Consider the following 21,583-nt stretch of genomic DNA (forward strand, 5'->3'; position numbering starts at 1 on the left):
GCTTCAGACCGACCGGGATTGGACGAAATCGGCCGATCCCGCGTGATCCCGGTAGAGTCCGCGCAATCCGCGCTGGAGCGTTCCGTGCTGCCATCGGTCATCATCGGGTGAAACTCCTTTGTCTGCTTTGTCTGCTTTGTCTGCGTATCTGCTCTGTCTGCTCTGTCAACGTGTCTGTTCGTACGCCACCAGCAGGTCGGCCTCGGCGATCGTCTCGGCGATGCGCGCGGCGTACGGCTCGATCACCAGCTGTTCGTGCCCGACCGGCAGCTGCTGCAGGTCTACCGGCCCCGCGAGCCACGGCTGCCATGCTGTGGGATCCTGCCAGAGCTGATGTCCGGGTCCAGAGGCTTCGACGAAAATCGTGGGGGCATGCGAGATGCGATGCTCCGCGGTGTGCAGCATCTGCGAGTGCGCCTGCACCAGCTCACGCATGGTGTGCAGGCGTTCGGCGCCGAGCTGGCCCAGCGGATGCCGACGCTGCTGCAGCACGCGCACGACCTCGTCGATGTCGAGCGAGGCATCATCCTTCTGTTCGATCTCCTGCGGCGTGAGGCCGGCCATGCGCACCAAGGCGAGTGCGGCATCCGCCTCACCGGGTGCCGGCTGATCTCGCCACACCGGGCAGGGGTAGCTGTCGAGGAGCACCAACAGCTCGACCTCGTGACCGGCGGCTTCGAGCGCTGCGCAGACGTCTTGGGCGATCACCCCTCCGACCGACCAGCCGAGCAGCCGGATCGGGCGCCCGGCGGCCACCTCGATCACGCGCAGCGCATACTCGTCAGCGGTCGCTCGCAGCGACGTCGACGGCTCAGCGCCGAGGTAGGCGGCAGCCTGCAGCCCGATCGCCGGGGCGTCGAGATGCTGTGCCAGACGGCGATACGGCCAGGCGAGCCCACCCGCGGGATGCACCATGATCCACAGCGGCGACTCGGCGCCACTGCTGACACCGCTGCTGGGGCCGTCAGTGGCACCGGCGCCGCAGCCGGCATCAGCATCAGCATCGGCACTGGCGCCGGTCAGCCGCAGCACGGGCTCATAACCTCGTGACCCCGCCGCAGATCCCGCCTTCCTGCTGCGCACGACCTGGGCCAGCGCGCGCACTGTCGGCGTCGCGAAGACGTCGCCGAGCTCGATCGGCAGGCTCGTGCGTCGCAGTTCGGCCAGCAGTGTGACGCTGCTGATCGATGTGCCGCCCCAGGCGAAGAAGTCGTCGGTCACCCCGAAAGCGGCATCTGCTGCGTCGCCCGCCCCATCCTCAGTCGCCACGCCAGCGGCATCGGCGCCGAGCACGCTGACGAACGCCCGCAGGATGCCCCTCTCGAGATCATCTGCGGCTCGCAGCCCGGCTGATGTCTGCGTGGGCGCAGGCAGTGCCCGACGATCGAGCTTGCCCGACGGCGACAGCGGCAGCCGATCGAGCGGCATCATCGTCGCCGGAACCATGAACGTCGGCAGCACGGAGCGACACCGTTCGAGCGCCTCGGCGACGGTCTGTTCGTCGCCCACCACATAGCCGACCAACATGTGGTCGCCGTTCGCGGTCTCGTGCAGTCGCGCCGCGCTCTCAATGAGATGCGGTCCAGAGATCGCCCGTTCGACCTCTGCGAGTTCGAGTCGCTGCCCGTGCAGTTTGACCTGGCCGTCGCGTCGGCCCAGAAAGTGCAGTCGCGCGGGGCGGCCGGTCTGTGGCGACGTGTGCGCGAGCGCTGCGGCAGACGCTGAATCGGGCGCTGCACCCGGTGCCGAAACGAGCGGTGCGTCAGTCATTCCTGCGGATGCCCCGCTCGGCTCCGCCCATCTCAGCGGCTCCCAGCGTGCTCGGTCTCCGGTCGCGTAGCAGCGGCCGATGTCCGGCGACAGCGTGATGAACCGCTGCTCGGTCAGGTCTGGGCGGCCGATGTAGCCGTGGGCGACCTGCACACCGCCCAGATACAGTTCGCCGGGTGCGCCCGGAGGCACCTCGCGACCGAACGGATCGAGCACGTGCAACGTCGTGTTCCACACCGGCGCACCGATCGGCAGGTCAGTCGCCGTGCGCAGCTGGTCGTCGCTCAGCTCGGTGCAGTCGAACGCGGTGACGTCGATCGTCGCCTCGGTCGGGCCGTAGAGGTTCAGCAGACGCGCATCGCTGACCGCGCGCAGTCGCAGCGCGAGATCGGGAGGCAGAGCCTCGCCGCTGCACACGACGACCCGCAGCGAGGCGAGCGCCTCGCGCAGCTGGGCATCGTCGAGCACCGCAAGCAGTGTCTGCAGCATGGTCGGCACGAAGTGTGCCACGGTGACGCCAGAACGTTCGATGACGCGTGCCAGCTGCTCGGGGTCGCGGTGCGCACCCGGGGCGGCCACCTGCAGACGGGCCCCGCAGACGAACGGCAGCGTCAGCTCCCAGAGCGACACATCGAAGCCGATCGGCGTCTTGTGCAGCACCACGTCGGTCTCGGTTACGTCGCAGAAGTCGCGCATCCAGAGCAGTCGGCTGGCCAGTGACCGGTGTGAGATCTGCACACCCTTGGGTCGGCCGGTCGAGCCTGAGGTGAACAGCACGTAGGCGAGAGCGTCGGGGGTCACTGCGGGCGCCCCCGAACCGTGCGCAGATGCGCCTTGCCCAGACGAACCGTGCCCAGACGTACTGTACGCAGATGTGCTTTGCCCAGACGCATCGTGCGACTCGGTCGTGTCTGTGCCGGGCTGCGTCGTGTCGGCGATGTCGCGGCCGCTCGCAGCAGCAGTTCCTGCCGCACCCGCCAGCAGATCGTCTGCGAGCAGCACCCGTGGGGCCGGCCCTTTCGTGGGCTGCGGCGCTGCGTCTCCGCGCAGCGCGATCACCGCAGTCGCGCAAGCGTCTTCGAGCATGTTCGCCAGCCGCTTCGGCGGATACTCCACGTCGAGCGGCAGATACACGGCCCCGCAGCGCATCACCGCGTGCACGGCGACCAACAGTCGCACCGATCGTGGCAGGTGCACGCCGACGACCTCGCCCTGCCGCACACCGAGCGCTCGCAGGCGGGCGGCAGCGGCATCCACCGCCTGGTCGAAGGCCTTGAAGGTGAGGCTGTGCTCGTCGTCGGCCACCGCGATGCGCTGTGGATGCTCCGCCGCGCACTCTGTCACCAGACGCGGCAGCGTGGTCGCCGGGGTTTCGTGGCCAGTGCTGTTCCAGCGTGCGAGCTGTGCGCGCTCGTCGTCGAGCAGCAGCGAGGTGGCCCGCGCCTCAGGCGTTCGGGCGTCGATCAGCGGGGCGGCGGGTGACTGCGCCGCCAGCTGGGTCAGCCGTTGCACCAACCGGGCGAGCAGCCGCTCGACCTCGACCGCAGTGTGCCGATTCGGGTTGCCGTCGACGTCGATGTGCAGACCGCCCTGCAGTGGATACACGCTGATCGTCAGATCGTCGACCGGCCCCGCTGACAGGTCGATCATGCGGGTCGGCGCCCCGGCAACGCGCAGGTCGTCGTGAAACGGCTTCACGTTGAGCTGTGGGCCGAAGAGTCGGTCGTCGGGACGCAGCCCGGCCTCGGCGCGCAGATCTTCGCCGAGTAGCTGCTGGTGCCGGCTCGCCTCACGCACCAGATGTCTGGTGTGCGCGATGGTGTCACACAGGCTCAGGCAGCCCGTCTTCGCCGCTTCGCCGAGCGTCACGTGCAGCGGCAGCACGGTCACCCTGGGCGCCGGTGTGTGCCGCCAGAGCGACGACGTGCGTCGCATCAGCGGAAAACCCAGCGTGGCATCGTCTGCGTCGGTCAGACCTGCCGTGAGATCTGCAGCGGCGACGGTCACCGCGTCGACCCACGACCCGCCGCAGTCCTCCGCCGTCGCCTCGAGCCGTTCGAATGCCTCCGGAGACAGCAGATCCGACCGGCGCACGTGGCTCGGTGCGGGTGCGACTGGTGCAGGTCCGACGCCTGACGTCGTCGAGGTCGGTGTCGACAGCTGCGGCGAGGCCGGGGCATCGCCCCGCTGCGATCGCCAGAAGCTCAGTGCGTCGTCGTCGGCTGCCTCGGCCTGTTCTGCCTCGACCAGCTGCTGCAGCGACGGCCCGGGCTTCGGGGCGCGGCCGTCATAGGCGCGGGCGATCTGCGAGAAGAGCAGCGAATGTCCCACACCGTCAGTCAGGATGTGATGCGCTCGCTGGTACCAGAGTGAGCGGCCCGGCTCGACTCCTGCCGGCGTCAGCTGAAACAGCACCTCTGAGACCAGGTCGTCGGGCTCACCCACGACACCTCTGAGGCTGCGGGTACGACCCATGTCGTCGCGCATGTGCGTCAGCGCGGCGGCGAGGGGATCGGGCTGGTCTGAGAGGTCGACGACCTGCGGATGCCAGGGAGCGTGGTCGAGCACCTGCTGCGCCGGCTGGCCGTCGACCTCGGTGAGTCGCACGCGCAGAACGTCATGGCAGGCGGCGATCGATTCGACCGCAGCCACGAAGCGCTCCGCGTCGAGTCGCACGGGAAGGTCAAGGTAGCGCCCGGTGTTGTACGCGGCAGAGTTCGGGTCTCGGGCCTGCGCCATCCAAATTCCGCGCTGAGTGCCCAGCAGCGGCAGCGCTGCCAAAGATCTGAACATGGTGAGCAAGTGTATAGTCAGTGACCGCCGAGAGAAAGAGCCTCGGCTCTCATGGCGTGTATCCGACGCCATATTCGCAGAGCCGGTGAGAGGAGTCCCATGTTCCCCCGTGACCCAGACATTTCAGCACTCCAGCAGGTCGTCGCGACCGCGCTGAAGAACGACGATCCGTCGAGCATCGATCCTGCCGAAGACGTCTTCGACCAGGGGCTCGACTCGCTCAGCACCATGGAGATCGTGCAGCGGGCGCGCGACGCAGGCTACACCGTCACCTATATGGATCTGCTCGAGGCTTCGACCCTCGGAGAGTGGGTCGAGGTGCTGCGCGAACATGCGCCGAGCAGTGGGGTCTGAGAATGCTCGATGGCGTTACGCCCTTTCCGCCAGAACGCGCGGCGACCTACCGGGCAGCCGGCTACTGGACCGGCGCGACCTTTCCCGACCTGCTGCAGCACAGCATCCGCCAGCGAGGTGACGCGCTCGCCGTCGCAGACGACCGCGGCCACGAGCTGACCTACCACGAGCTGGGCGCGGCCGTCGAGGCCGCGGCCGCACGCCTGCACGCGCTCGGCATTCGCGACCGTGATCGCGTGGTGGTGCAGTTTCCGAACGTGATCAGCTACCTGCCCACCGTGTTCGCGCTCTTTCGTCTCGGCGCGCTGCCGATCTTCGCACTGCCCGGGCACCGTGAGCGCGAGCTCACACACTTCGTGCAGCACGCCGACGCCGTCGCGATCATCACTGTCAGACGACACGGCCGCGACCGGCTGGGCGAGACCGCCGCGCACGTCGCCGAACAGGTGGCGGCGGCCCGTGCCGAAGCCGGTCGTGCTGATGCGGAGCTGATCGTGATCACTGATCCGGATGCTCTGGTCGCGCCCGCCGAGCCGGGTCTCGCATCGGCGCCGGCGGTTTCGATCGATCCTGAAGACACGGCGTTTCTGCAGCTCTCGGGCGGGACCACGGGTGTGCCGAAGATGATTCCGCGCTCGTCAGACGCCTACATCTACACGCTGCGGCGCAGCAACGAGCTGTGCGGCGTCACTGAGCGCTCGGTGTATCTGGCGGCACTGCCGGTGCCGCACAACTTCACCATGAGTTCGCCCGGCGTACTGGGCGTGCTGCTGGCGGGCGGCACCGTCGTTCTCGCCAGTGCGCCGGCACCTGATACCTGCTTCGACCTGATCGCACGGCGACATGTCACGATCACGGCGCTCGTGCCGCCGCTGGCGCTGCTCTGGGCCGATCACGTGGGGTCGGCGGCTTCGCTTGAGAGCCTCGAGGTGCTGCAGATCGGGGGCGCGAAGCTGACCCCGACGGCTGCTCGGCGCATCGTGGACGCATTCGACTGCACGCTGCAGCAGGTCTTCGGCATGGCCGAGGGGCTGGTGAACTACACCGCGCTCGATGCGCCGCTTGACGAGATCGTCGAGACGCAGGGGCGCCCGATGTCGCCGGCTGACGAGCTGCGCATCGTCGACGACAGCGATCAGCCGCTGCCGCAGGGCACCGCCGGAAATCTTGTGACGCGCGGGCCCTACACGATCAACGGCTACTACAGGGCGGCCGAGACGAACCGTTCGAGCTTCACGCACGACGGCTTCTACCGCACCGGTGACATCGTGCGCATCGACGACACCGGCAGTCTGATCGTCGAGGGGCGCAGCAAAGACCTGATCAATCGCGGGGGAGAGAAAGTCGTCGCAGCTCAGGTCGAAGACGCCCTGCTACAGCATCCGCGTGTGTTCGACGCGGTGGTGGTGCCGAAGCCAGACGACCGTCTCGGCGAGACGATTGCGGCGTTCGTGCAGCTGCGCAGTGCGACAGGGGCTGGTGCTGCTGCCGGTGCTGTTGCAGACGCAGCTGCTGCTAACGATGCCGATGCCGTTACCGCTGATGCTGATGCCTGGAACGACCCGGTCGCAATGAGTCGTGAGCTGCGCGCGTTTCTGCGCGACGTAGGTCTCGCCTCGTTCTGCGTGCCTGACGAGTTCCATGTGATCGACGAGATGCCGGTGACGGCAGTGGGCAAGTCGTCTCGTCGCGATCTGCGGAATGTGCTCGCCGCTCGTCTCACTGACTGATGCAGGCGGGCTGTTCCGCAGTCCGCCGAGTACCGATGGAGTGAGCCGGCGAAGCGCCGTTTCGCCGGGACCGTGTAGCGAAATTCGTGGGGTACTGACGGTTTCGCCTCACATATCGCTACACGGCCAAGGCGACATGTGCGACTGGCTGACGGTTCGAGGTCTCAGCCTTCTGCAGCGCTGAGGCATCGGGCAGCAGCACCGCAGCGTTATGGAGTATCAGAACGTCGTGTGGCACCGGAGCATCGGCGATGACGAGAGCCCGGTCGGGCACCGAGGCGGCAGCGGGCACGGTCCTTTCGTCCACGAGGCCGTCAACGGCCGGTCTCGGCCGGTCGCAGAGTCCGCACCCCAAGGCTTTGAGTCGTGCTTCGGCACGAACCCATGCGCGAGTCAGCTTATGTGCAGCATCTTCTGAAGACCCCGCTTCAGCAGCAGATTCGATCGACACCGCTGAACTCTGCAGCGCGCCGATGAATTCGTGACCGAGGTGCTGCGGCAGCGCCCCGTTCAGCAGCATCTCACGCAGACGCTGAGCGGTCTGCTCATCAAAGGTGTGCTCGACGTCGACGCCCACCGGGCGAGAACTCAGAGCGATCACCGCCAGATCTTCGGCATACGAGACAGAGAACCAGGGCGTGTCTTTGACCGGCCTCGCAACGTGGGGCTTCGACGAAGAGACGCTGGCCCATGAGCCGCCCGCGACCACCGGCCGGCCGTGAGCCGAACTGCCGCAGCGCGAGCAGGGCATCCGTGCGAGAGGCACCTCAGCGGGCGAACAGTCGAGACGTGCACCGACCTCTCGACGCAGCCGAGCGTGCGCAGCGACGAACAGACCACGCCGAGCGGGAGAGCGCAGCAGATCGGCTCGGCGCCGTTCGTCTGCATCGAGCAGGGCCCAGTCGCGGCGCAGCACTCCGGCTTCGCGCGCAACGGTGACGGCGAACATATCGATCTGCGCGCCGGCAAGGGTCAGAATCACGCCCCGAACATATCACCGACGGTCTCGAAGATGAGTTTGATGTTCAGCACGGTCAGCACGCCGGTCGCGAGCCATCCGAGCACCACGGCCCACCGCGGGTTCGCGAAGCTGCCCATGATCCTCTTCGACGAGGTGAACCAGACCAGCGGCACCATCGACACGGGCAGCGCGATGCAGAGAAACACCTGAGAGTTGACCAGCAGGTTGTCGAGGGCCTGCTCGTCGCCTCCGTACATCACCGTGCAGATGATCACCGGAATCACCGCGATCGTTCGGGTGATCACGCGGCGGGCCCACAGCGGCATCCGCATCTTGATGAAGCCCTCCATCACGACCTGACCGGTCAGCGTGCCGGTGATCGTCGAGTTCTGGCCCGAGGCGAGAAGGGCGACGGCGAAGAGCGTGCTGAGCACAGGGCTGGCGACGGCACCGGCGAGGCTGGAGTCCTTGAGCGCGTCGTACAGCGCGCCGAACGTGCCTAAGTCGCTCTCGACGCCGAAGAACAGGGCGGCACCGAGCAGCAGCAGCAGACAGTTGATGATGAACGCGGCCGACAGCTGGATGTTGGAATCCCACGTCGCGAAGCGCACCGCACGCCTTTTCTCGACGTCGTCTTCGCGTGCGTAGTCGCGCGACTGCACGATGGCAGAGTGCAGGTACAGGTTGTGCGGCATGACGGTGGCGCCGACGATGCCAAGGGCGAGAGTCAGCTGCTCAGGTTTGAGGATGTCGGCCTTCGGCACGAAGCCGGCGAACACCTGTGGCAGATCAGGCTGGGCGATGACGACCTCGTAGATGAAGACGACCATGATCGTGAGGATGAGCGTGACGACGATGGCCTCGATCTTGCGAAAGCCGATCTGCAGCAGCAGGAGCAGCAGAAACACGTCGAGCACCGTGAGAATGACGCCCACCACGAGAGGCATGCCGAAGAGCAGGTGCAGAGCGATGGCCGCACCGATCACTTCGGCCACGTCGGTGGCCATGATGGCCAGCTCGGTCACGATCCAGAGCACGAAGCCCGTCTTTCGCCCCGTGTGCGCCCGCGTCGCCTGGGCGAGATCCATGCCCGTGACGATGCCCAGCTTCGCGGCCATGTACTGCAGCAGCATCGCGGTGAGGCTCGAGATCAGGATCACACTGAGCAGCAGATAGCCGAACTGCGAGCCGCCGCCGATCGAGGTCACCCAGTTGCCGGGATCCATATACCCGACCGCGACGAGCGCACCGGGGCCGCTGTAGGCGGCGAGCGTTCGCCAGAACCCGGCATGGGCGGGCGGTGTGCGCACGGTCGAGTTGATCTCTTGCAGCGACGGCCCGTTCGCCGGCTGAATCAGTCGCCTGCGCGACCCGTCTGCCCGTTTCGGACGTGTCTCAGATTCGATGGACATATCGCGTGCTCCTCTACATGCACTCCCGGTGATCACGAGCCGCAGGCTCGCGCATGGTGGGCGAGCCTTGCACGTCCATCTGCAATTAGTTCTAGCACATTGAAATAAAAGTTCGGGTAACCGAACAGTTTGGGTTACGGTGGATGCTGTCGCTGCAATCCCTGCTGGGTGCGCTGGCATGAAAGCGAATACTCGATCGTCTGTGAAAGGACACCTGTATATGTGGGCAAAATCAAGACTCCTGCGCGTTGTGACCGCGACTGCCGCCGCGACGGTGGTGGTCGCATCTCTGAGCGCCTGCACCTCGAACGGCGGCAGTGAGCAGAAGTCGGCTGACGGCGACGGCAAGCCTCTCGTGCTCACCACGTTCACCGTGCTTGACGACATGGCCGAGAACGTGGCCGGCGACCATCTGAAAGTCGAGTCGATCACGAAGCCCGGCGCTGAGATCCACGACTACGAACCGACCCCGAGCGATATCAAAGAGGCCTCGAAGGCAGATCTGATTCTGAACAACGGCTTGGGCCTGGAACGCTGGTTCGAGAAGTTCACCTCTGACTCGAAGGCCAAGCGCGCCGACCTCTCTGAGGGCGTTGACCCGATCGACATCAGCGAGGGCGAGTACAGCGGCAAACCGAACCCCCATGCATGGATGTCGCCGAAGAACGGGCAGATCTACGTCGACAACATCGTCAAGGCCTTCAGCGACCTCGACCCCGACAACGCCGCCGACTACAGACAGAACGGCGAGAACTACAAAAAGCAGCTCCAGGGCGTCTCGGACAGTCTGGAGCAGCGCCTGTCGAGCGTTCCCGAGGGGCAGCGCACTCTGGTGAGCTGCGAAGGAGCCTTCTCGTACCTGACCCGTGACTCGGGGCTGAACGAGATCTACATGTGGCCGGTCAACGCCGAGTCAGAGGGCACGCCGCAGCAGAAGGCCGACGTCGAGAACAAGGTGAAGGCCGCAAACGTGCCTGTGGTGTTCTGCGAGTCGACCGTCAACACCTCGGCGATGGAACAGGTGGCCGAGGCCACCGGCGCTCGCTTCGAGACTGATCCCGAACACCTGCTCTACGTCGACTCGCTGTCTGAGAAAGACGGTCCGGTGCCCACATACGTCGACCTGCTCAAGCACGACGCCGACACCATCGCCGACGGTCTGACCGGAGCCAGCGTCCAGTGAGCATCGACTCCGCTGTCGACGGCATCTCCGTCGACGATCTGAACGTCTCGTATGGCGCAGTGCGTGCCCTGCGAGACGTCTCGGTGCATATCAAGCCCGGCCGCATCTGCGGTCTGGTCGGCATGAACGGTGCCGGCAAGTCGACGCTCTTCAAATCGCTGATGGGCGTCATTCCGATTCACAGCGGCAGGCTCTCGTTTCTCGGGGAGCCGTCTGTCAAGGCGCGCCGCGCCGGCATGATCGGATACGTACCGCAGCATGACGACATCGACACGACGTTTCCTCTGAGCGTGCAGGACGTCGTCATGCTCGGCCGCTACGGCTACCAGAACTGGGTGCGCCACCCGCGCGCGGTCGACCGTGAGGCGGTCGCCGAGGCGATCGAACGCGTCGAACTCACCGGTCTCGCCAAAAGACAGATCGGGCAGCTCTCAGGCGGTCAGCGCAAACGCGTTTTCGTCGCCCGGGCCCTGGCCCAGCATGCACGTGTGCTGCTGCTCGACGAGCCCTTCGCCGGCGTCGACAAGCGGTCTGAGGCCACGATCGTCAGCGTGCTGCACGATCTCGTCGCCGATGGCGCGACGATTCTGGTCGCCACGCATGACCTGCACTCGCTGCCTGCGCTCTGCGCCGAATCGGTGCTGATCAACCGCACGGTGCTCATGCATGGCGAGACCAAGACGGTGCTGGAGCCGCAGAACCTGGCCCGCGCGTTCGACCTGAGCGCCGACGAGGCCAGAGAGGTGATCCGATGAACGACCTGATCTCGCTGCTGGTCGACCCCTGGCAGTACGCCTTCATGCAGCGCGCGCTGATCGTCGGCATGGTCACCGCCCTCGTCTGCGGCGTGATCAGCTGCTGGCTCGTGCTGATCGGCTGGTCGCTGATGGGTGACGCGATCTCGCACGCGGTGCTGCCCGGCGTGGTGCTCGCCTACATCTGGGGAGTTCCCTTCGCCGTCGGCGCGCTGCTCTTCGCTGCGATCGCCGTGACCCTGATCGGAGGCATGCGCGGGCAGCGGCTGGTGAAAGAGGATGCCGCGATCGGCATCGTGTTCACGACGCTGTTCGCCTTCGGCACTGTGCTGATATCGATCACTCCCAGCCAGACCGATCTGAATCACATCCTCTTCGGCAACCTGCTGGGCATCACCAAGACAGACATGTGGCAGGTGATCGTCCTCGGCGCGATCACCGTCGTCGTCGTGCTGCTGAAGCGCCGTGACCTCACACTGTTCGCCTTCGACCCCACTCACGCCCGTTCGCTGGGACTGTCGACGCGCGTGCTGAGCAGCCTGCTGCTCGGTGCGCTGGCGGTGACCGTCGTCGTGTCGTTCCAAGCGGTCGGGGTGATCCTTGCGGTGTCGATGCTGATCGTGCCCGGTGCGACCGCCCGTCTGCTCACGTCGAGCATCTGGCGGATGCTCTGGCTGGCACCGCTGATCGCTGCCGTCTGCGTGTTGGTCGGCATCCTGCTCAGCTATGCGTTCGACACCTCGTCGGGCGGCATGATCGGTGTGGTACTGGGTGTCGCGTTCGGCATCGTGTACCTGTTCGGGCCGTCGAGTGCGCTGTTCACGATGCTGCGTCGTCATCACAGCGAAGAGGAGGCCGAAGCCGCCCTTCGTGAGAAGAACGAAGACGCGCGGCTCGGATCGACGCGCTGAGTCACCGAGGCGACAGCGCGCATCCCAGACCACAGGCCGATGCCGACGATCCCACAGAGTCGTCGTCATCGGCCTGTTCTTCCCGCACGAAGTGTGGCATTCCAAATCGTTCTCTTCGGAGTGCCTGATCTGTTTCGCAGAGAAACGGCGGATACTACATGTTGTGGGTTACGAGAGCCTGAGACACTACATATGGAGGTTGGGCAGACGGATGAGGTTGGACAAGTGATGCAGTCGACGACCGCCGCGACGGTACGAGAGCTTCGGGCAGACGAGTCACCCGAGGTGGTCTACTTCTCGAGCGTCTCTGAGAACACCCGTCGTTTCGTGGAGCGTGTGGGCCACGACGCTGTGCGCATCCCGCTGCGCCCACGCACCGAGGGCATGCTGCGCGTCTCACGTCCCTTCGTGCTGGTGCTGCCGACCTATGGCGGCGGCGTGCGCAATGGCGCCGTGCCCAAACAGGTGATCCGCTTTCTCAACGACCCGGTCAATCGAGGCCTGCTGCGCGGCGTGATCACCGCGGGCAACACGAACTTCGGCGAGTACTACTGCTATGCCGGGCCGATCATCGCGACCAAGTGCCAGGTGCCCGAACTGTATCGGTTCGAGCTGCTGGGCACTGAACGAGATGTCGAGCAGGTCGACAACGGCCTGACCCAGTTCTGGAGGCAGACCCACCAGGGTGACTCCCGCATCCCTGTCATGCACCGCGACGCGTCGACGTGTTCAGCTCGCTGACTCAGTCCGCCGACTCAGGCCGTTGCGCGATCCAGGTCTGCATGGCGGTCCGGATGACCTCTGCGTTCTTTCTGCCGCCGTACACCGCGGCGAATCGGTCGGCGGCGACATAGAGCTCTGAGAGGCCGATGTAGGCGGCCTGATCCGGGACTCGGCCGTCCCAGAAGTCGGTGACCCAACGGTGGTGCGCGGCCACGAGCGCTTGGAACGGTTCTCCTGCCGGATCATCGCCTGCTTCGGCTGCGCGACGAAGGGCCCCGTTGATCTCGAGGCTGCGTGCGTCGTCAGCGCGTCGCTCCTGAGCGTTCAGGCGCTGCCGGCGCTTCGCGCTCCGGTCCCAAGCCTTGTCGCCCCAGCGTTGCCGAACTTCGGTCTCGTGCTCACTCTGGTCGAAGCCGGCGAACATCTGTCTGATGGTCATATTCTCTCCCTCTGTGATCGCCCTGAGTGTCTGTTCGACAGCAGTGATCTGTCGCTCAACTCGTGCTCTCTTGTCTTCAAGCAGTGAGAGATGAGATCGCACCACGTCGGCGAGTGCCGTTTCGTCGTCGAGAGCGATCCGAATGCTGGAAAGCGGCAGCTCGAGCGCGCGCAGCGAGAGAATCCTGTACAGACGGGACAGCTCGGGCTCGCCATAGAAGCGATAGCCGTTTGGGGCCACCCGTGCGGGCCGAAGCAGCCCGATCTGCTCGTAGTGTCGAAGGGTTCTGCTGGTGAGCCCAGTAGCTCGGGCGACATCTCTGATCGGCCACTCGCGCATGTCACTGCTCCTGACGGCTCGGCGTTCGTGTTCATGGTTACCACTTTGTCGGTTGACGTCGCGGCAGAGTCAAGCGGCAGCAGACAGCCCGTCTGCTCTTTCTTGGCATTCCGTCGTTCTCGAAGACGACGCGAACTTCTGACCGCCGGCTGCAGAGTGCGAACCAACTCATACCGTGATGAGTGAGGCGAGGCAACCCTTTCTTTCGTCGTTGCCACTCATTAGGCTGACCGAAACGAACTGGTGGCCCGACCACATTGGCGTGTGGGCCGCTGACAGCGATTCATAGGAGAGTGGCGAACATGGTGACGAGGCAGTTTCCCAAGCCTAGCGAGATCTTCGATCTGCTGCATTTCAAACCTATCGATCTGAACGGTCGCCGCCGGCGGCTCAACTCGGCTCTGACCATTTGGGATCTGCGCCGCATCGCAGCGCGGCGCACCCCACGAGCCGCCTTCGACTACACCGATGGCGCGGCCGAAGACGAGATCTCGCTGCGTCGTGCCCGGCAGGCGTTCCGCGATATCGAGCTGCATCCGTCTGTGCTGCACCCAGCGACGGATGTCGACACGAGCTGCGAGATCTTCGGCGGTTCGTCTGCGCTTCCGTTCGGCATCGCGCCGACGGGGTTCACCCGCCTGATGCAGACTGAGGGCGAGGTCGCCGGTGCCGGCGCCGCCGGCGCCGCGGGCATCCCGTTCACTCTGTCGACTCTGGGCACCACGTCGATCGAAGACGTCAAAGCGGCCAACCCCAACGGGCGCAACTGGTTCCAGCTCTATGTGATGCGTGACCGTGAGATCAGCTACGAGCTCACTCGTCGCGCGGCCAAAGCCGGGTTCGACACACTGTTCTTCACCGTCGACACCCCGGTCGCCGGGCAGCGCCTGCGAGACAAGCGCAACGGCTTCTCGATTCCGCCGCAGATCTCGCTCGGCACCGTCATCAATGCGATTCCGCGGCCATGGTGGTGGTGGGACTTCCTCACCACTCCTGAGCTGGAGTTCGCTTCGCTGAGCTCGACCGGCGGTACGGTCGGCGAGCTGCTCGACAGCGCCATGGATCCCACCATCAGCTTCGACGACCTCGACGTCATTCGTGAGATGTGGCCCGGCAAACTCGTGATCAAGGGCGTGCAGAACGTCGAAGACGCGAAGAACCTGGTCGCTGCGGGGGTCGACGGAATCGTGCTCTCGAACCACGGCGGCCGTCAGCTCGACCGTGCCCCGGTGCCGTTCCAGCTGCTGCCCGACGTGGTCAAAGCCGTCGGCGATCGCACCGAGATCGGCGTCGACACCGGCATCATGTCTGGAGCCGACGTGGTCGCGGCGATCGCTAAGGGCGCGAACTTCACGCTCATCGGCCGCGCCTACCTGTATGGACTGATGGCCGGTGGCCGTCAGGGCGTCGATCGCACGATCCAGATTCTGCGCGACGAGATCATCCGCACCATGAAGCTGCTCGGCGTCTCGTCGCTTGACGAACTGAACCCCGGTCACGTCACGCAGCTGCGCCGCCTGACACGCGACGAACGCGAGGCGTACGGTGCCCAGGCTGCTGCCAGCGAGCTCAAGGCGAAAGCCGAGCGCGAGGCCGCCGGCGCCAAGAAGTGAGCCCGAGTTTCGTTCGTTGAGGCAGAAGGGGGCGTCGGCTTTCGCCGGCGCCCCTTTTTGCTGCCGTGCCGAGGCGGCGTGCTTCGGACGGCACTCTGCGCACAGACGCTCAGCGAATTCACAGTGCAGTCATGAGTCACCGGAATGCGCAGCGATCAGGATTGATCGAACACCTCAGACATACTGGCCCACGCCAGCCGAAAGGCCGGGGGCTCCATGGCATCCGCCGAATGGAGCGATCGAAGCAGAATCTGAGACGATGACGAGGCCATGCTGCGACATGGCCAGAGACAGGAGAGTGATAGCGTGCGCAAGTTGCTCACAGCCGGAGTGATCGCGGCGACGATGGTGGGATTGGCCGGATGCTCAAACGGGTCGAACGGCGTCGACGTCACGGGTGACTTCGGCACGGCGGCGGCCGTCAGCGTCTCGGGTGACGTCGACACCTCGAAGGTGCAGGTCAAGACGCTGATCGACGGAGACGGCGACACCGTCGGCAAAGACGACAACGTCGAGATCGGGCTGGCACTCTACGACCCGACCAATCAGAAAGATCTCTCGCCCTACAACACGACGTCGAGCCTGGCGTCGTGGAAGCAGTACTTCAGCTCGCTGCCCGATCAGATCGACGGCAAGAAGATCGGAACTCGCCTGAGCATCACCGGCAGTGCCTCCGACCTTCTCGGCGCAGGCAATGCAAGCAGCTACTTCGGTCTCGACGACTCCGACCCGTTGGCGATGGTGGTCGACGTCATCGGGCTCGTGCAGTCGAGCGACCCCGAGCTCTCTGACACGTTCGGCGATGCCGACTTTCCGACTGTGACACTCGACGACTCCGGAAACCCCACGACCACGATCACGACCGGTGTCACGCCGAAGACCACACAGGTCAAGGTCATCAAGCAGGGTGACGGCGAGACGGTGGCGGCGGGCAACAGCGTGTCGTTCCACTACCAGCTCACCAAGCTGCGCGACGGCAAGCAGGTCGAGAGCAACTACGGCGGCGACGCCGCATCGAGCACTGCAGACGAAGCGGGGCTGATTCCCGGATTCGTGAAGGCGCTGGTCGGGCAGAAGGTCGGCTCGACGGTGGTGGCGGTCGTGCCGCCGTCAGAGGCGTATGGCAGCAGCGACGGAGCAGTGATGCAGCATGAGGCTCTGGTGTTCGTGCTCACGATCGATTCGACCGGGCCGGCCAGCGACGCCTCGACCTCGACAGGGGAATGAGGCGCTAGGAACAGAAGTGCCGAGCCGGTATCGGGCTGACCGAGCACCGGCTCGGCTGCACCTTGGGCACACCGCCGGGTACACCTTCTATCAGTATTCGGTGCGCCCAAGGGGATTCGAACCCCTGACCTTTGGTACCGGAAACCAACGCTCTATCCAGCTGAGCTATGGGCGCAGACCGCACGCACCCACATCGCAGGCGCACACAGACGCCCATCAGAATAGCATCCATCGCAGCCCATGCAGGGCGCGGCGCGCTCGCAGTCGCTAGAATAGGCCCTCGTGACCCCTGAAGATCTTTCGCAGACCATCGTCGACATCCTGCACGGCCTCGCCGAGTCAGGCGACGTGCCGGCCGAGCTCACCTCGGTGCCGGCCCCGCGCATCGACCGGCCGAAGAGCCGCGACCACGGTGACTGGGCGACCAACGTCGCGCTGCAGCACGCCAAGCGCGTCGGGCTGGTTCCGCGTGCGCTCGCCGAGACGATCGCCGGGCGTCTGCGCGACGTCGACGGCATCGCAGAGGTCGACGTCGCAGGCCCGGGGTTCATCAACGTGACGCTCGACGCTGCCGCAGGAGCCAGCATCCTGCCGACGGTCATCGACCAGGGCGACCATTTCGGAGACAACGAGGCGCTCGCCGGTCACTCGATCGACCTCGAGTTCGTCTCGGCCAACCCGACCGGCCCGCTGCACATCGGGCACACCCGGTGGGCGGCGCTGGGCGATTCGATCGCTCGGCTGCTCAGGGCATCCGGCGCGAAGGTCGTCAGCGAGTACTACATCAACGACGCCGGCAGTCAGATGAATCGGTTCGCCGACTCAGTGCTCGCCGCGATCAAGGGTGAGCCCACCCCCGAGGGCGGCTACCCGGGGCAGTACATCCAGGACCTCGCCGCCTACGTCAAAGGCGAGCGGCCCGACATTCTCGATCTGCCGGCCGACGAGCAGCTCTCGACCGCACGTGAGCTCGCCTACGCGAAGCAGCTCGCCGAGATCAAGCACTCGCTCGACACGTTCAACGTGCACTTCGACGTGTGGTTCAGCGAGCGTCGCCTGCACGCGATCAACCCCGAGACCGGTACGAGCCTGATTCAGGATGCGGTGCAGCACCTGCGAGATCAGGGTCGCGTCTTCGAGCAGGAGGGCGCGACTTGGGTGCGCACCTCTGACTTCGGCGACGACAAAGACCGCGTGGTCGTGCGCTCCAACGGAGAAGAGACGTATTTCGCCGCCGATGCCGCGTACTATCTCGACAAGCGCCGCCGTGGGTACGAGCAGGCCATTTACTTCTTGGGCGCCGATCATCACGGGTACGTGAACCGGCTGAAGGCGATCGTGGCCGCGGCGGGCGACGATCCCGAGACGAACATCAGCGTGCTGATCGGGCAGCTGGTGAACCTCAACGGAGCCAAGCTCTCGAAGCGCGCCGGCAACATCATCGAGCTCGACGATCTGCTTTCCTGGATCGGCAGCGACGCGATGCGCTACTGGCTGGCGCGGTACCCCGCAGACTCTCCGCTGAATCTCGACGGCGAGAAGCTGCGCAGCCGCACCAACGACAACCCGGTGTTCTATGTGCAGTACGCGCATGCCCGCACGCACAACGTGGGGCTGAACGCCGCTGCCGCGGGCATCGCCGTGGCACTGCCCGGGCAGGACGTCGAACAGGTGCGCACCGCGGCTGCGAAGTCGGCGGCTGCCGGGGTGACCGTCTCGGCCTTCGACTTCGACCCGTCGACGCTCACGCACGCCACCGAGACCGAGCTGATCGCGAAGATCGCGCAGTTCCCGGCCGTGGTGGCGAAGGCTGCGGAGTTCCGCGAGCCGCACCGCGTGGCCCGCTATCTCGAAGAGCTCGCAAGCGACTTCCACCGCTGGTACGACAACTGCCGCGTGATTCCGCTCAGCAACGGGGCGGTCGAGCCGGTGCATGCTGCGCGCCTGGCGCTCAACGATGCCGCGGGACAGGTTCTGCGCAACGGTCTGAACCTGTTGGGCGTCTCTGCCCCAGAGCGCATGTGAGCCTGCGGGGGAGTCTCTGCCCCCCCCCCCCGAGCTCCCGAGCGCATGCGAGTCTGCCTGGTTTTGTCTTTGTCTTTGGTCTTCACCTTCGTCTTCGGTTTTGCGTCGAGTTGGCAGAATCTGTGACTATCAGTCGCTGACGGTCGCACCTTCTGTACTTTCGGCATCGCCTCCGCTCTGATTCATCGCAAACACCACATCTCCTGTACTCTCGGTGTCTCCTTGGCGCTGGCTCATCGCTGAACGCCGCACTTTCTGCACTTTCGGCGGTGCAACCTCGGGCTCGGGTCAGTGTCGTCCGCGGTTCTGTTCGGTTTCGCGTCGAGTTGGCAGAATCTGTGACTATCAGCCGCTGATGGTCGCACCTTCTGTACTTTCGGCATCGCCTCCGCTCTGATTCATCGCAAACATCACATCTCCTGTACTCTCGGTGCCTCCTTGGCGCCGGCTCATCGCTGAACGCCGCACTTTCTGCACTCTCGGCGGCAAGGTCGTAGGTTTGCTCCTGCTGGGGCAGGCCGCCGTGTCGACCACGTAGAATATGCGGGTGCCCTCACACTCAGATCACATCGAACCGCTGGCTCCTGAATGGCTCGCCATTCCCGAAGACCTGAACGCCCTCGACCCTTCCATCTGGCCAGACACCGCGACCCGAAATGCCGCTGGGGTGGTCGAGATTGGGGGAGTGTCGGTCGTCGAGCTCGCTGAGACCTTCGGCACGCCGCTCTACGTGGTCGATCGGGCCACCGCCGTCGCGCAGGCCACTCGCATCCGTGACGCATTCGCGAACGCACTCGCCACGATCGGCACCGACGTCACCGTCTACTACGCTTCGAAGGCCCTGCTCACCTCAGATGTCGTGCGCTGGATGCGCGACGCCGGGCTCAACGTCGACGTCTCGAGCGGGGGAGAGCTCGCGATCGCCGTCGCCGCAGGCATGCCGCCGCAGAGCATCGGCCTGCACGGCAACAACAAGTCGTATGCCGAGCTGCGCGCCGCGGTCGGCATCGGCCTGGGTACGATCGTGGTCGACTCGCTCGACGAGATCGATCTGCTGCAGGCTGTGATCGAAGACGCGGTCGCCGAGACGGCGGCGGATGCGGCAGCCGGTTCGCCTACTGCGTCCAGCCCGCTGGCCGACCCGTCGTATCGACAGCGCGTGCGACTGCGCGTGACGACGGGCGTGCACGCGTCGACGCATGAGTTCCTGGCCACCGCGCGCGAAGACCAGAAGTTCGGGGTGGCGCTCGCCGATGTCGACGAAGCGGTGCGCCGTCTGCGCGCGATCGACCGCGTCGAATTCGTGGGCATGCATTCGCACATTGGATCGCAGATCTTCGACGCGCTCGGGTTCGACGAAGCGATCACGCGTCTCATCGAGGTGCAGAAGCGACTGCTCGAAGGTGGGCCGGTTCCTGAACTCAACCTGGGCGGCGGCTTTGGCATCGCCTACACCGAGGCCGACCAGCCGCGACCGATCGAGCAGATGGCCGAGAACATCGCATCGACCCTGCAGCGTGCCTGCTTCGCTCAGGGCGTCCAAGTGCCGCACATCGCAATCGAGCCGGGTCGCTCGATCGTGGGGCGTGCCGGTGTGACGCTCTACGAGACCGGCACGATCAAAGACGTGCAGGTCGATCATCTTGCCGGCAATACGCGTCGGTACATCGCCGTCGACGGGGGAATGAGCGACAACCCGCGCCCCGAGCTGTACGACGCCGACTATCAGGCCGCACTCGCCTCGCGTACCAGCGACGCCGAGCCGGTGCTCGTGCGCGTGGTGGGCAAACACTGCGAGAGCGGCGACATCGTGGTGCAGGCCGACTACCTGCCCGAAGACGTGCGGCGGGGCGACCTGCTCGCCGTGCCCGACACCGGAGCGTACTGCTTCTCGCTGTCGTCGAACTACAACATGCTTCCGCGCCCGGCAGTCGTGGGCGTCTGGGACGGAGCCGCGCACCTGTTGGTGCACGGTGAGAGCATCGAGACGCTGCTGCGCCGTGACGCCGGTCTCGAGATCACGAACAAGACGGAGGACAGATGACTCACCGCACGCTGAAAGTGGCCCTGCTCGGTGCCGGCTCGGTCGGCGCTCAGACGGCCCGCCAGCTGATCGAGCGGCGTGCCGAGCTCGCGCAGCGCATCGGTGCCGACTTCGAGCTGATCGGCATCGCGGTCCGAAACCTGCACGGTCACCGCGACGTCGAGCTGCCACAGCAGCTGTTCACCACCGACGCAGACCGCCTCATCGACGAGGCCGACATCGTGATCGAGCTGATCGGCGGCATCGAGCCCGCACGCACGTACATCGAGCGCGCGCTCAGCGACGGCAAAGACGTCATCACCGCGAACAAGGCTCTGCTGGCTGCGCATCAGGTCGACATCTTCGAGGCCGGGCGACGCGGCGGCGCCGAAACCTGGTACGAGGCGGCCGCGGCGGCCGCGATCCCGATCATCCGGCCGCTGCAGGACTCTCTCGTGGGCGACCGCATCAACCGCGTGCTCGGCATCGTCAACGGCAGCACGAACTACATCCTCGACCGCATCGACACCGCAGGCATCACGCTCGAAGAGGCTCTTGACGAGGCCAGCCGTCTGGGCTATCTCGAAGCCGACCCGAGTGCCGACGTCGAGGGGCATGACGCAGCAGCCAAGGCGACGATTCTGGCCGGTCTCGCGTTCCACACGCACGTGCCTCGGTCTGCGGTGCACACTGAGGGCATCACGCAGCTCACCACCGAACAGCTGGTCGCCGCGAAACGCGACGGCTACGTGGTGAAGCTGCTGGCGATCGCCGAGCGGCTGCCTGCGAAACCGGGCGAACGCGATGCGGTCAACGTGCGTGTCTATCCGGCGATGGTGCCGGCAGATCACCCGCTCGCCGCGGTGCACGGCGGCAAGAACGCGATCTTCGTCGAGGCTCTCGATGCCGGAGATCTGATGTTCTATGGGGCAGGAGCCGGCGGTGTCGAGACGTCATCGACCGTGCTCAGCGACTTCGTGCTCGCCGCCAAGCGCATCGTGCGCGGTGCTCCGGCGGAGTTCGTCTCTTTCGACGCGAACCTGCGCATCGCCGACATCTCAGAGGTCGAGTCGAGCTGGCACATCACCCTGCACGTCGCCGACGAGCCAGGCGTGCTCGAACAGATCTCGGCTGTCTTCGCCGGCAACGAGATCTCGGTTCGTGCACTGCATCAGGAGCAGCTGGCCGACTCTGCCGCAGACGCCAGCCTCGTCGTGGTCACGCACCGTGCCACAGAAGGCCGACTGCAGCGCACCGTCGAGCAGCTGGCCGAGGCCTCTGCCGTACGCGCCGTGATCGGCGTCATGCGCGTCGAGGGAGACTGA

The 21,583-nt window shown here is 65.6% G+C and carries 15 protein-coding genes and 1 tRNA gene; 11 read left to right on the forward strand and 5 right to left on the reverse strand.

Translation table 11 applies throughout. The features are described from left to right. Positions 1–165: 165 nt before the first annotated feature. On the reverse strand, positions 166–4,563 hold the full coding sequence (locus F8O07_RS04240) for a non-ribosomal peptide synthetase (RefSeq protein WP_192496630.1): 4,398 nt from the start codon (positions 4,561–4,563) through the stop codon (positions 166–168). Between the two features lie 99 nt (positions 4,564–4,662). Between F8O07_RS04240 and F8O07_RS04245 the strand changes: the two genes are divergently transcribed. Together F8O07_RS04245 and F8O07_RS04250 are read left to right on the forward strand one after the other, a co-directional pair. Next, positions 4,663–4,917: a phosphopantetheine-binding protein gene (locus F8O07_RS04245; RefSeq protein ID WP_192496631.1), complete on the forward strand. Its 255-nt coding sequence runs from the start codon at positions 4,663–4,665 to the stop codon at positions 4,915–4,917. Positions 4,918–4,919: 2 nt separating this feature from the next. Next, a complete protein-coding gene (locus F8O07_RS04250) occupies positions 4,920–6,647 on the forward strand; it encodes a (2,3-dihydroxybenzoyl)adenylate synthase (RefSeq protein ID WP_158030887.1) in 1,728 nt (575 codons plus the stop codon). A 118-nt stretch (positions 6,648–6,765) separates the two neighbouring features. Here the strand turns inward: F8O07_RS04250 and F8O07_RS04255 are convergent, their stop codons facing one another. Further along, positions 6,766–7,629: a 4'-phosphopantetheinyl transferase family protein gene (locus F8O07_RS04255; protein WP_158030888.1), complete on the reverse strand. Its 864-nt coding sequence runs from the start codon at positions 7,627–7,629 to the stop codon at positions 6,766–6,768. Beyond that, on the reverse strand, positions 7,626–9,020 hold the full coding sequence (locus F8O07_RS04260) for an Nramp family divalent metal transporter (RefSeq protein WP_158030889.1): 1,395 nt from the start codon (positions 9,018–9,020) through the stop codon (positions 7,626–7,628). The genes F8O07_RS04255 and F8O07_RS04260 overlap by 4 nt, the downstream gene beginning before the upstream one ends. Positions 9,021–9,240: 220 nt before the next feature. On the opposite strand from F8O07_RS04260, the gene F8O07_RS04265 reads away from it, so the two are divergent. The 4 genes from F8O07_RS04265 to nrdI all read left to right on the forward strand — a co-directional run bounded on the left by F8O07_RS04265 (position 9,241) and on the right by nrdI (position 12,610). Beyond that, on the forward strand, positions 9,241–10,203 hold the full coding sequence (locus F8O07_RS04265; protein ID WP_158030890.1) for a metal ABC transporter substrate-binding protein: 963 nt from the start codon (positions 9,241–9,243) through the stop codon (positions 10,201–10,203). Continuing rightward, the gene (locus F8O07_RS04270; protein ID WP_225733175.1) at positions 10,200–10,958 is read left to right on the forward strand and encodes a metal ABC transporter ATP-binding protein; all 759 of its coding nucleotides are present in this window, start codon (positions 10,200–10,202) and stop codon (positions 10,956–10,958) included. Before F8O07_RS04265 ends, F8O07_RS04270 begins: the two co-directional genes overlap by 4 nt. Further along, on the forward strand, positions 10,955–11,869 hold the full coding sequence (locus F8O07_RS04275; RefSeq protein ID WP_158030891.1) for a metal ABC transporter permease: 915 nt from the start codon (positions 10,955–10,957) through the stop codon (positions 11,867–11,869). The genes F8O07_RS04270 and F8O07_RS04275 overlap by 4 nt, the downstream gene beginning before the upstream one ends. Before the next feature lie 228 nt (positions 11,870–12,097). Beyond that, positions 12,098–12,610, forward strand: coding sequence for a class Ib ribonucleoside-diphosphate reductase assembly flavoprotein NrdI (gene nrdI, locus F8O07_RS04280; RefSeq protein WP_158030892.1), 513 nt, complete (start codon positions 12,098–12,100; stop codon positions 12,608–12,610). Between the two features lies 1 nt (position 12,611). On the opposite strand, the gene F8O07_RS04285 is transcribed toward nrdI, so the two are convergent. Continuing rightward, positions 12,612–13,370, reverse strand: a complete 759-nt coding sequence (locus tag F8O07_RS04285) for a MerR family transcriptional regulator (RefSeq protein WP_158030893.1) — start codon at positions 13,368–13,370, stop codon at positions 12,612–12,614. 302 nt (positions 13,371–13,672) lie between these two features. Between F8O07_RS04285 and F8O07_RS04290 the strand changes: the two genes are divergently transcribed. Then, a complete protein-coding gene (locus F8O07_RS04290) occupies positions 13,673–14,983 on the forward strand; it encodes an alpha-hydroxy acid oxidase (RefSeq protein WP_158030894.1) in 1,311 nt (436 codons plus the stop codon). Between the two features lie 306 nt (positions 14,984–15,289). Further along, positions 15,290–16,210, forward strand: a complete 921-nt coding sequence (locus F8O07_RS04295) for an FKBP-type peptidyl-prolyl cis-trans isomerase (protein WP_192496632.1) — start codon at positions 15,290–15,292, stop codon at positions 16,208–16,210. A gap of 101 nt (positions 16,211–16,311) precedes the next feature. Here F8O07_RS04295 and F8O07_RS04300 read toward each other — a convergent pair. After that, positions 16,312–16,385: transfer RNA gene (locus tag F8O07_RS04300), tRNA-Arg, on the reverse strand. 107 nt (positions 16,386–16,492) lie between these two features. Between F8O07_RS04300 and argS the strand changes: the two genes are divergently transcribed. The 3 genes from argS to F8O07_RS04315 all read left to right on the forward strand — a co-directional run bounded on the left by argS (position 16,493) and on the right by F8O07_RS04315 (position 21,583). Continuing rightward, a complete protein-coding gene (gene argS / locus F8O07_RS04305) occupies positions 16,493–18,235 on the forward strand; it encodes an arginine--tRNA ligase (RefSeq protein ID WP_158030896.1) in 1,743 nt (580 codons plus the stop codon). 547 nt (positions 18,236–18,782) lie between these two features. After that, positions 18,783–20,279 (forward strand): diaminopimelate decarboxylase family protein, encoded by a 1,497-nt coding sequence (locus F8O07_RS04310; RefSeq protein ID WP_412973606.1) that lies wholly within the window; start codon positions 18,783–18,785, stop codon positions 20,277–20,279. Then, positions 20,276–21,583, forward strand: coding sequence for a homoserine dehydrogenase (locus tag F8O07_RS04315; protein ID WP_158030898.1), 1,308 nt, complete (start codon positions 20,276–20,278; stop codon positions 21,581–21,583). The genes F8O07_RS04310 and F8O07_RS04315 overlap by 4 nt, the downstream gene beginning before the upstream one ends.

Source organism: Pseudoclavibacter sp. CFCC 13796 (assembly GCF_008831185.1).
Taxonomy (GTDB): Bacteria; Actinomycetota; Actinomycetes; order Actinomycetales; family Microbacteriaceae; genus Pseudoclavibacter_A.

Excerpts from the sequence above, each read along its gene's own strand:
- F8O07_RS04240 (WP_192496630.1), bottom strand. The coding sequence starts at position 4,563 with ATGTTCAGATCTTTGGCAGCGCTGCCGCTGCTGGGCACTCAGCGCGGA.
- F8O07_RS04245 (WP_192496631.1), top strand. The coding sequence starts at position 4,663 with ATGTTCCCCCGTGACCCAGACATTTCAGCACTCCAGCAGGTCGTCGCG.
- F8O07_RS04250 (WP_158030887.1), top strand. The coding sequence starts at position 4,920 with ATGCTCGATGGCGTTACGCCCTTTCCGCCAGAACGCGCGGCGACCTAC.
- F8O07_RS04260 (WP_158030889.1), bottom strand. The coding sequence starts at position 9,020 with ATGTCCATCGAATCTGAGACACGTCCGAAACGGGCAGACGGGTCGCGC.
- F8O07_RS04265 (WP_158030890.1), top strand. The coding sequence starts at position 9,241 with ATGTGGGCAAAATCAAGACTCCTGCGCGTTGTGACCGCGACTGCCGCC.
- F8O07_RS04275 (WP_158030891.1), top strand. The coding sequence starts at position 10,955 with ATGAACGACCTGATCTCGCTGCTGGTCGACCCCTGGCAGTACGCCTTC.
- nrdI (WP_158030892.1), top strand. The coding sequence starts at position 12,098 with ATGCAGTCGACGACCGCCGCGACGGTACGAGAGCTTCGGGCAGACGAG.
- F8O07_RS04285 (WP_158030893.1), bottom strand. The coding sequence starts at position 13,370 with ATGCGCGAGTGGCCGATCAGAGATGTCGCCCGAGCTACTGGGCTCACC.
- F8O07_RS04290 (WP_158030894.1), top strand. The coding sequence starts at position 13,673 with ATGGTGACGAGGCAGTTTCCCAAGCCTAGCGAGATCTTCGATCTGCTG.
- F8O07_RS04315 (WP_158030898.1), top strand. The coding sequence starts at position 20,276 with ATGACTCACCGCACGCTGAAAGTGGCCCTGCTCGGTGCCGGCTCGGTC.